At 28.6% G+C, this 11,776-nt stretch carries 6 protein-coding genes; all 6 read left to right on the top strand.

From position 1 onward, the window contains the following. Positions 1-806: 806 nt before the first annotated feature. The 6 genes from glgB to glgD all read left to right on the top strand — a co-directional run bounded on the left by glgB (position 807) and on the right by glgD (position 11,172). The gene (gene glgB, locus HCG70_RS16575) at positions 807-2,846 is read left to right on the top strand and encodes a 1,4-alpha-glucan branching protein GlgB (protein ID WP_082423950.1); all 2,040 of its coding nucleotides are present in this window, start codon (positions 807-809) and stop codon (positions 2,844-2,846) included. Positions 2,847-2,859: 13 nt separating this feature from the next. Beyond that, positions 2,860-4,296: a glycogen synthase GlgA gene (gene glgA, locus HCG70_RS16580; protein ID WP_042402614.1), complete on the top strand. Its 1,437-nt coding sequence runs from the start codon at positions 2,860-2,862 to the stop codon at positions 4,294-4,296. Positions 4,297-4,324: 28 nt separating this feature from the next. Further along, positions 4,325-6,760, top strand: a complete 2,436-nt coding sequence (locus tag HCG70_RS16585) for a glycogen/starch/alpha-glucan phosphorylase (protein WP_042402608.1) — start codon at positions 4,325-4,327, stop codon at positions 6,758-6,760. 13 nt (positions 6,761-6,773) lie between these two features. Next, positions 6,774-8,612, top strand: coding sequence for a glycoside hydrolase family 13 protein (locus tag HCG70_RS16590; RefSeq protein WP_055277918.1), 1,839 nt, complete (start codon positions 6,774-6,776; stop codon positions 8,610-8,612). 274 nt (positions 8,613-8,886) lie between these two features. Then, entirely contained in the window at positions 8,887-10,044 is a 1,158-nt protein-coding gene (locus tag HCG70_RS16595; protein WP_042402602.1) for a glucose-1-phosphate adenylyltransferase, read from the top strand. Positions 10,045-10,065: 21 nt separating this feature from the next. Beyond that, positions 10,066-11,172 carry a glucose-1-phosphate adenylyltransferase subunit GlgD gene (gene glgD / locus HCG70_RS16600; protein WP_042402599.1) on the top strand — a complete coding sequence of 369 codons (1,107 nt, stop codon included), beginning with the start codon at positions 10,066-10,068 and terminating at the stop codon, positions 11,170-11,172. Positions 11,173-11,776: the final 604 nt, after the last annotated feature.

Below are 11,776 nucleotides of genomic sequence, written 5' to 3' on the forward strand. Positions count from 1 at the left end.
AACAGGAAAGTTAAGCTCTACAGCGTCGATGGTACTGCACGGGGGACTGTGTGGAAGAGTAGAACGTTGCCAGGTAAGAAGATACTTAGTTTATACTAGGTATCTTTTTTTGTTATATTAAATTATAGTTAAATAGAAAGCACAACGTTATGCTCTTCCACTGGGAGAGGCAAAAGACATGTTATGTCTTTTGCGGGCAATTTAGCGAAGGTTAATCGAAGTATTAAGAATTGCCACGATGAACGTTGTAAGGTAGTATAAGGTACTTAGTGTAAAAGCTAAGTACTTTTTTGTTATATTAAATTATAGTTAAGTGATAAAGCAAGATTCTACTTGAATATTAATTAGAATGTAAAAACGTCATGACAAAAGAGAGGTTATATATTTTTCTGCTAATTTATCAAAAATTAATTGAAAGATTGAAATTAATTTTCGTAAATGTTATTAGATGGAATAAGCTTAGTGAAAATTTCTTTTGAAAATACAAGATTTAAAAATATTATAGAAAAATATAATAAAAAATATTATAAGAGCATATAACTTTAAATAATATAGTATCAAATTAAAGATAAAAAATAATGCAATATTTCCTAAAAAATAGACAAAAAAGAGAAAATAACACCCTAAAAACAACAAAAAGCAACAATAAAAACAGTTATATATAAAGTTATAAGTGGATTTATTAGATTAAATGTCGCTTAAAAGAAGTTGAAGAGTATAAATGCTTGATGGTAGAATTATAAAATAAAGGATAAGATTTGATATAAAAGTAATTTACGTCAGTATAAATATGAGGGAGGATTTACATGAGAGGAGAAAATGGAGCAGCTGTTAAGAAAAGTGGTACTAAGAAGACAATCGAAGATGTTAGAACAGTTAATAAAAAAATAAATAGTAAAAGTTTAGATAATGATAAAGTAAGTAAGTCTACAAGAAAAAAGGTGAAATGTGAGTTAACACCTGAAAACATTAATTTATTTCATGAAGGAAAACATTATGAAGCATATGGCTTTATGGGTGCACATCATGTTTCAGAAAAAAGAAAAAAAGGGGTAAGATTTACAACTTGGGCTCCAAGAGCAAAGAAGGTATATGTAGTAGGAGATTTTTCAGATTTTGAAATAAAAGATGAATATAAAATGGAAAAGGTATCAGATGAAGGCTTATGGAGTATATTTATAGAGGGAATAAATGCAGGAGAGAAATACAAATATGCAATAGAAAATATATATGGACACTATAATTTAAAAGCTGATCCATATGCATTTCAATCAGAAAAAAGGCCTGATACTGCATCAATTGTTAGTGAAGCAGATAAATATAAATGGAATGATAGAAGTTGGATGATGAAAAGAAAAAGATTTAATATGTATGAGAGTCCAATAAATATCTATGAAATGCATTTAGGATCATGGAAAACTAAAAACAAAGAATTTTTAACATATAAAGAAATTGCTGCAGAGTTGCCAAAGTACTTAACAGACATGGGCTACACACATGTAGAAATTTTACCGATTATTGAGCATCCATTAGATGCATCTTGGGGATATCAAGGTGTAGGTTATTATTCAGTTACTAGCAGATATGGATCAGCGAATGATTTCAAATATTTAGTTGATGAACTTCATAAAGCTGGTATTGGAGTAATATTAGATTGGGTACCAAGTCATTTTTGTAAAGATGCTCATGGATTATATATGTTTGATGGAACTCCAACTTATGAATATGATGAAGAGTGGAAAAGAGATAATAAGGGCTGGGGAACTTTTAATTTTGATTTAGGAAAACCTGAAGTTAAGAGTTTTTTAATTTCTAATTTATTCTTTTGGATAAGAGAATTTCATATAGATGGTATTAGAAATGATGCAGTATCAAATATGCTTTATCTTAGCTATGGTAGGGAAAATGATGAATGGCATCCTAATATTTATGGTGAGAATGGAAATTTAGAAGCTATGCAATTTATAAAAGAGTATAATACTGCGATTCACAAAGAATTTCCAACTGTAATGACAATTGCAGAAGAGTCTACAGCATGGCCTAAAATATCAAAGCCTGTTGAAGATGGTGGATTAGGATTTAATTTTAAGTGGAATATGGGATGGATGAATGATACTTTAACATATATTAAGGAAGACCCGTTGTATAGAAAATATCATCATAATAAGATGACTTTTTCTATGGCCTATAATTACTCAGAGAATTTTATTTTATCTATATCTCATGATGAAGTTGTACATGGTAAAGGTTCTTTAGTTAATAAGATGTGGGGAGACTACTGGAATAAGTTTGCTGGGCTTAGACTTTACTTAGCTCATATGATGGGACATCCAGGGAAAAAGTTAATGTTCATGGGTTCAGAATATGGTCAATTTACAGAATGGCATGAGTATGAAGAGTTACAATGGAACTTAACTGAAGAGAACGATATGCATAAAAAGACACAATTATTCTTTAAAGATATGAATCATTATTATAAAGACAATAAAGCATTATGGGAGAATGATTATGAACCAGAGGGATATGAATGGATTGATGCAGATAATTGTGATGAAAGCATATTCTCTTTTATTAGACACGATAAAAAGAATAATGAATCTTTGGTATTTGTGTGCAATTATACACCTGTAGTTAGATATGATTTCAGAATAGGGGTTCCAAAATTAGGAGAGTATGTGGAAGATTTTAATACAGATAACGAAATATACGGAGGATCAGGACAAGTTATTGATGATGTATTGTTAGCAGAAGAAATTCCTTATAACAATCAACCATATTCTGTGAAAATAAAAGTTCCACCAATGGCAGCTATTGTTTTAAAAGTTATGAATAATAAATCTAAATAGGGAGTGTGAATAGATGAAAGTATTGTTTGCAGCATCAGAAGCGCATCCGTTTATTAAGACTGGTGGTTTAGGAGATGTAATGGGAGCATTACCTCAATCCTTAACTGAACTAGGTGTAGAAGCTAGGGTAGTAATACCAAAGTATAAGAATATAAAGGATGAACTAAAGCAAAATTTACAATTTATAAAGTGGTTTACAGTTCCTGTAGGATGGAGAAATCAGTATTGTGGTGTTTTTCAATATAAATATAAAGATGTTGTATATTATTTCATAGATAATGAATATTACTTTAATAGAGATGGGTTATATGGATATTATGATGATGGCGAAAGGTTTGCATTTTTTAATAGAGCAGTTTTAGAATTTATTAAAGAAATAGATTGGAAGCCGGATATAATCAATTGTAATGATTGGCAAACAGGTATGGTACCAGTACTATTAAATTTAGAGTATAAAAATAACGAGTTTTACTCAAATATGAAAACTGTATTTTCAATTCATAATTTATTGTTTAAGGGTAGCTTTGTACCTAATGTTTTACCTGAGCTATTTGGATATGACTATATGCCGTTAACTAATGGTAGTGTTGAATTAAATGGATCAGTTAGCTTTTTAAAAGGCGGAATAAATTATTCTGATCAAATTACTACTGTAAGTAATACTTATGCAGAAGAAATAAAGACACAACAATATGGAGAAGGGCTTGATGGATTACTAAGATGTAAAAGTGATTTCTTAAAGGGAATAGTAAATGGGATAGATTATGAAGAATTTGATCCTGAGAAGGATAATCTTATATTTAAGAATTTTACTTGGGATTCAATATCAGATAAGGTTGAAAATAAGTTATCTCTTCAAAAAGAACTAGGATTACCACAAAGGGCAGAGACTCCTATGATTGGTTTAATATCTAGATTAACTCATCAAAAGGGATGTGACTTAATAGTAAGCATAATTGATAGGCTTCTTCAAAAAGATATACAATTTGTTGTTCTAGGAACAGGAGATTACTGGTATGAAGAAACATTTAAGAATCTACAATATAGGTATCCAGATAAAGTTTCAGCAAATATAAAATTTGATAATTCATTAGCTCATAAAATATATGCTGCAACAGATATGTTCTTAATGCCTTCATTATTTGAGCCTTGTGGATTAGGACAATTAATTGCTTTAAGATATGGTTCAATACCAATTGTAAGAGAAACAGGAGGATTAAAAGATACAATTTCTCCTTATAATAAGTACACTGGAATAGGTAATGGCTTTGGATTTAAAAACTTTAATTCAAATGAATTAATGCAAATAATAGAATATGCATTAACAATCTACGACGATAAAGATGCTTGGAATAACATAATCAGACAAGCTATGGATTCAGATAACAGTTGGGAAAAATCAGCTATGCAATATAAATTGTTATATGAAGATGTAGTCAAGAGACCTTAATGGATACAAGCTATTAGGAGGTAGATATATGCTATCAATTGATAAGAATTCATTTAAAAGAGATTATAACAATAAATTCGTTCAATTACACGGAAAGGAATTAAAAGAAGGAAATAATCAACAAAAATATGAAGCATTGGGGAGTTTGGTTAGGGACTATGTAATTAGTACTTGGATGGATACTAATAATAGATACAATCAAACTGGAGAAAAACAAGTATACTATTTCTCAATGGAATTCTTATTAGGAAGGCTATTAGGTGATTTTCTTTTAAATTTGGGAATAAGGGATATCTGCAGAGAAGCCTTAAGCGAATTAGATATTGACTTAGAAGAAATTGAAAATTTAGAACACGACCAAGGCTTAGGAAATGGAGGACTTGGAAGATTAGCAGCTTGTTTCTTAGATTCAATGGCATCTTTAAATATTGCTGGACATGGTTGTGGAATAAGATATAAATATGGATTTTTTGAGCAAAAAATTGTGGATTGTCAACAAGTAGAAGCATCTGATAACTGGTTAAGAGAAGGTAATGTATGGGAGATAAAAAAGCAAGATAAAGCTGAAATTGTTAAGTTTGGTGGAAGTATAATTTCCGATTACGTTAATGGAAAACTTACTTTTACACATGTTAATTATGAGCCTGTATTGGCAGTACCTTATGATACTCCTATAGTTGGATATGAAAATGAGGTTGTAAATACCTTAAGATTATGGAGTGCAGAGCCAGTATCAAATGAATTTGATTTTTCATCTTTTAGCAGAGGTGATTTTTTAAAGGCAATTTCATATAAAAATTCAGTAGAGGCAATTTCATTAGTTTTATATCCTGAAGATTCTTTCTATGAAGGAAAGATGCTTAGGTTAAAACAACAATACTTCTTTGTCTCAGCAGGAATACAAAGTATAGTAAGACATTATAAGAAGCATAAGGGAGATATAAAATTATTAGATGAGAAAATAGCAATTCATATTAATGATACTCATCCAACATTGGCAATTCCTGAGTTAATGAGAATATTATTAGATGAGGAAGGGCTATCATGGGAAAATGCTTGGAGAATAACTCAAAATACTATTTCGTATACTAATCATACAATTTTGGCTGAGGCTTTAGAAAAGTGGCCAGTAGATATGTTTAAGAGTTTACTGCCAAGAATTTATATGATTATAGAAGAAATAAACAGAAGATACTGTGAAGAATTATGGAATAAGTATTTAGGGCAATGGGATAAGATATCAAGAATGGCTATTATAGGAGATGGATATGTAAGGATGGCTAATTTAGCCATAGTAGGTAGCCATAGTGTAAATGGAGTTGCAAAGCTTCATACCGAAATATTAAAAAAGAGAGAAATGTCAGATTTCTATTATTTATATCCATCTAAATTTAATAATAAAACAAATGGTATTACACATAGAAGATGGTTAATAAGATCTAATCCTAAATTAACTAAGCTTTTGGTAGATACAATTGGAGATAGCTTTATAAAACATCCTACTGATTTAGAAAACTTTAAAAATTATTTAGATGATCCAGGCGTATTAGAAAAGCTTGGACAGATAAAGAAAGATAATAAGGAAAGATTAGCACAAGAAATTTATAAATCAAATGGAATAGTTATTGATACTAATTCAATTTTTGATGTTCAAATTAAAAGAATACATGCATATAAAAGACAAACATTAAATTGTTTAAGAATAATGGATCTTTACAATAAATTAATTGAAAATCCTAATTTAGATATAATACCAAGAACTTTTATATTTGCAGGAAAGGCAGCACCAGGATATTATTTAGCAAAGAATATAATTGAATTAATATGCAGAGTAGCTGAAACTGTAAATAATGATCCACGAGTAAATGATAAAATTAAAGTAGTAATGCTTGAAAACTATCAAGTATCTTTAGCAGAGAAAATAATACCAGCAACAGATTTAAGTGAACAAATATCAACTACTACTAAGGAGGCTTCTGGTACATCTAATATGAAGTTTATGATGAATGGTGCTATTACAATAGCAACTTTAGATGGAGCTAATATAGAAATTAAAGATGAGGTTGGAGAAGATAATATCGTTATTTTCGGATTAAATGCTGAAGAGGTACTAAATTATCATAAACAAGGTGGATACTCATCATGGGATGTTTGTAACAATGATCCAAGATTACAAAGAGTAACTAACGATTTAATTAATGGTAAATATTGTAGTGATAAAGATAGATTTAGAACAATATATGAGAATTTATTAACATATAATGATGAGTTCTTTGTATTGAAAGATTTTGATGCTTATTTAGCAGCACAAGATAAGGTTAATAAACTTTATATGAATAAAGAAAAATGGCAAAGGATGTGTGGTGTTAATATAGCACATTCAGGTATCTTTTCATCAGATAGAACTATTCAGGAATATGCAACTGGTATATGGGGATCTACTGTAATATATAAAAATTTATAGGAGGAATGTGAATTTGGATGATATACAAATTTTCCATGATTCGCATAATATTCAGTTAAGAAATCCATTTGGAGCAGTTACTATAGGAACTAAAGTGCGAATTAGAATATGGACTAGTAAAAAGTGTTCAGTTTATATTAATTTGATTAATTTTTATAATAATCAAGTAGAAGTTCAAATGAATGAAATAGGATGGAATGGATACGTAAATAGTTGGGTTTATGAAAATGAAATAGATACTAGCAACTGCTTTGGATTGATATATTACTATTTTAGGGTAAATTATTGTGGTAGAAATATTTTATATGGCAATAATATAGAATCTTTAGGTGGAGAAGGACAAACGTACTTTAATGATCCTAAAAGTTATCAAATAACTATATACTCTAATGAGAAAGTTCCTAACTGGTATAAGAAAGGGATTATATATCAGATATTTGTAGATAGGTTTTTCAATGGGAATAAAGAAGGAAAAGTATTAAATCCTAAAAAAAATACTTTTATATATGGAAAATGGGATGATGATCCAATGTATATAAAAGATGAACAAGGAAATATAGTTAGATGGGATTTCTATGGTGGAAATCTTTTAGGCGTAAAGAAAAAATTAAAGTATATAAAATCATTAGGAGTAAGTACAATATATCTTAATCCAATATTTGATTCACCAAGCTGTCATAAATATGATACTGGAGATTATGAAAAAATAGATCCAATGTTTGGAGATGAAGAAATATTTAAGGAACTATGTAGTGAAGCTGAAGATTTAGGAATGAGAATCATATTAGATGGGGTTTTTAGTCATACGGGAAGTGATAGTAAGTATTTTAATAAGTTTGGGAATTATGATTCTTTAGGAGCCTATCAATCTTTGGAGTCACCATATTACCGATGGTATAGATTTAATGATTATCCAAAGTTATATGAAGCATGGTGGGGATTTTCTAACATGCCTAATGTTGATGAATTAAATCCAAGTTATTTAGATTATATAATTAGAAATAATAATTCAATAATAGAAAAATGGTTAAAGCTTGGAGCAAGTGGGTGGAGATTAGATGTTGCCGATGAATTACCGGATGAATTTATTAAAATTTTAAAGAAAAAGCTTAAAGAAGTAAAAGCTGAAGGGGTATTGATCGGCGAGGTATGGGAGGATGCATCTAATAAATACAGTTATAATAGAAGAAGAGAATATTTATTTGGAAGTGAACTAGATTCAGTTACAAACTATCCTTTAAGACAAATAATTTTAGATTTAGTTAGAAATTATATTGGAAATAGATATTTTATTAAAAAATATATGTCTCTTAAGGAAAACTATCCAAAGGAATATTTTTATTCAACTATGAATATTTTAGGAAATCATGATACTGAAAGAGTATTAACTATTTTAAATAATAATATTAGCTTATTAAAATTAGCAGTAGTTATTCAAATGACATTGCCAGGTGTTCCACTAATATATTATGGAGATGAAGCTGGTCTGACTGGAGGTAAAGATCCATATAATAGAAAGGCATATCCTTGGGGAAAGGAAAACAAGGATATCTTAAATTTCTATACTAAGATATCTAATATCAGGGCTAGTGAAGAGGCATTGAAGAGCGGAGAAATAAAGTTCTTAGATTTTAATAACGAAGTTTTAGGATATGAAAGGCTAATAGGAAATGAAAAGATAGTGGTTGTAGTTAATACTATGGAAAAGAAAGAGAATATTTCATTATATGATGTTAATGATGGAAATACCGTTATTGATTTAATGAGTAATGATAAAAAGTATGAAGTAAAAAATAGTCAAATTGAGATAGAGTTAAAATCTCATGAATATAAAATTTTAAAGATTTTATAGAAAAAATAAGGCACTTTTCTATAAATAAAGTGCCTTATTAAAAAGAACTATTCCATAATTTTTAAATAATGAGTAAATTTTACAAAGTTTAATATAGATTTTAATTTTAAATGCTTTTAAAAAAGCTGTTTAGTAATAGATTAATTAATATAAATGCATTAAATAATAATATTATATAGCCAAAATAATAAATTTAACATAAATAAGAAAATGTAATTTAATAGTGTAATAAGTTTATTGCGGCATATTAAATTAAGAGGGGATGGGGATAATAGTGAGAAAAAAAGAAATGGTTGCTATGATATTAGCAGGCGGACAAGGATCAAGATTAGGTGTATTAACAAAAAAATTAGCTAAGCCAGCAGTACCTTATGGAGGAAAGTATAGAATAATAGATTTTCCATTAAGTAATTGCTCAAATTCAGGAATTTATTCTGTTGGAGTTTTAACACAATATAAACCTTTAGAATTAAATGCGCATATTGGAATAGGTACTCCATGGGATTTAGACAGAAGAGATGGAGGAGTAAGTATATTACCACCATATCAAGAAGAAAAGGGAGGTAACTGGTATAAGGGAACAGCTAATGCCATTTATCAAAATATTGAATTTGTTGATAGATATGATCCAGAATATGTATTAATTTTATCAGGAGACCATATATATAAGATGGACTATGATAAAATGCTTCAATTCCATAAGGAAAAAAATGCTGAAGCAACAATTGCTGTAATAGAAGTTCCTATGGAAGAGGCTTGTAGATTTGGAATAATGAATACTAATGATGATTTATCAATATATGAATTTGAAGAAAAGCCAGCTAACCCAAAAAGTAACATGGCTTCAATGGGAGTTTATATATTTAACTGGAAAGTCTTAAGACAAGCTTTAAAAGAAGATGAGAAGGATAAAGAATCAAGCAATGATTTTGGGAAGAACATAATTCCTAAAATGTTAGACGAAGGTAGAAAATTAGTTGCATATCCATTCAAAGGATATTGGAAGGATGTAGGTACAATTAGTAGCCTTTGGGAAGCAAATATGGACTTATTAAAAAGAGAAAGTGGATTAAATCTTTATGAAGATGATTGGAAGATTTATTCTGTAAGTCCTGTAAGACCGGCTCAGTATATAGGAAAAGATGCTAATGTTAAAAATTCATTAGTTGTTGAGGGATGCACAGTTCATGGTACGGTAGAAAATTCAGTATTATTTGAAGGTGTGTATGTTGGTAAGAATACTGTTATTAAGGATTCTGTAATTATGACAGATGCTAAGATAGGTGATAATGTAGTTATTAATAAAGCCATAATCGGTGGAGAAGCAAAAATAAGAAAAGATTGTAAAATAGGAAATGGTGAAAAAATATCTGTTATAGCATCTAAAGAAGATATTAAAAGCGGTAGTGTAATAGAAGCAATGGAAGTTTAAGATAGAAGAGGAGATGAGAAGATGAATAACTGTATTGGTATAATTAATTTAGATGAAAATGAACAAAAAACAACGGAGCTGACAAGACATAGACCGTTAGCGTCTTTGCCTATAGCAGGTAGATACAGAGTAGTAGATTTTATTTTATCCAATATGACTAATTCAGGAATTGAAGCAATAGGTATTTTTACAAAAAATAAATCAAGATCATTAATGGATCATTTAACAAATGGAAAGCCATGGGATATATATCGTAAAAAAGATGGATTAAAGGTATTTAATTTTAGTGATGAAGATCCTGTACATGATGATGTTCATAATTTTTTAGATAATATTGATTATTTTGATCATAGTAAAAAAGAATATACATTAATTTGTTCGTCATATATGGTTTGTAACTTAGACTATAACGAATTAATTAAATATCATATTGAGCAAGGAAATGATGTAACTACTGTTTACAAAAATGTTAAACATGTAGAAGATAATTTTATAGATTGCCAAGTATTAAACCTTGATGAAAATTCAAGAGTTATTGGAGTTGGCGAAAATGTTGGATTAAAAAACAGTGCTAATATAAATATGGAAATGTATATAATGAAGACTGATCTTTTTATAGACATGATATACGAATGCATTAGAGGCGGAAGATATAAGAAGATTAAGAACTACATTAATGGAAATATAGATAAATTAAAAGTTGGAGCATATGAATTTAAAGGATATTTAGCTTGTATAAATTCAATAAATGCATATTTTAATGCAAATATGGATTTCTTAAATGAAAAAGTAAATAAGGAATTATTCTATAGTCATTTCCCAATTTATACAAAGCCAAAGGATGCTTGTCCAACGCAATATACTACTACAAGTAATGTAAGCAACTCTATAATTGCAAATGGTTCTTATATTGAAGGTGAAGTTAAGAATTGTGTTATAGGAAGAAATGTTTATATTGGAAAAGGTAGTGTAATAGAAAATTGTGTAATTCTTCAAAATACAGTTATAGGAAGTAATGTAATGATGAATCATGCAATTACTGATAAGGGAACATTAATTGATGATAGTGAAGAAGTAAAAGGTTTAAGAGAAAATCCAGTTGTCATTCCTAAGAAAAGAGTAGTTTAATGTAAGTCTAAAGAAGAGCATAAAAGTATAACTTTTATGCTCTTCTTTCATTTTTCTAGTTAAGAAATTTATTTATTAAAATATTCAGTAAAAAATTTAAAAGTAATAATATAATTACAATTCTAAATTCTTAAATAAAAGTAAGTGAGTAAATGAAAAAATATACTTGTGGATAATGTTAGTTATGTTAATAAAGACATAATATAATGTATATAATATTGTGGATAATGTGTGTTAAGTGGATAACTTTATATAAAATTTATAACACTGCTCCTAGTGTATCAATATAAGTAAAAGTGAGAATTTTAATAAAAAATTAAGAAAATCAAATATAAATTTAAAATATAGTATATTTTGAAAAAATTTAATTAAATTTAGGGTGATATCATAAATCTTGTCCTGAGGGGCGCAAGTAATTCCAACGAATGAAAGCAAATTTTTATTAACACAAACAACAAGAAAAAATGTTGAAAAAAATGTGTTGACAGAAAAGTTTCTCAGTGATAAGATAAGGAAGTCGCTTCGGTGCGACGGAGTAAATGGTCTTTGAAAATTGAACAGAATATAGTTAAAGTAAACCAGCAATTCTTTTGAGAGTCTTAAA

Origin of the sequence: Clostridium sp. K04 (assembly GCF_019734375.1) — a bacterium.
Classification (GTDB): Bacteria; Bacillota; Clostridia; order Clostridiales; family Clostridiaceae; genus Clostridium; species Clostridium saudiense.

What these genes read in the sequence shown, in the direction of transcription:
- glgD (WP_042402599.1), top strand. Translation starts at nt 10,066, where the DNA reads ATGAATAACTGTATTGGTATAATTAATTTAGATGAAAATGAACAAAAA.
- glgB (WP_082423950.1), top strand. Translation starts at nt 807, where the DNA reads ATGAGAGGAGAAAATGGAGCAGCTGTTAAGAAAAGTGGTACTAAGAAG.
- HCG70_RS16585 (WP_042402608.1), top strand. Translation starts at nt 4,325, where the DNA reads ATGCTATCAATTGATAAGAATTCATTTAAAAGAGATTATAACAATAAA.
- glgA (WP_042402614.1), top strand. Translation starts at nt 2,860, where the DNA reads ATGAAAGTATTGTTTGCAGCATCAGAAGCGCATCCGTTTATTAAGACT.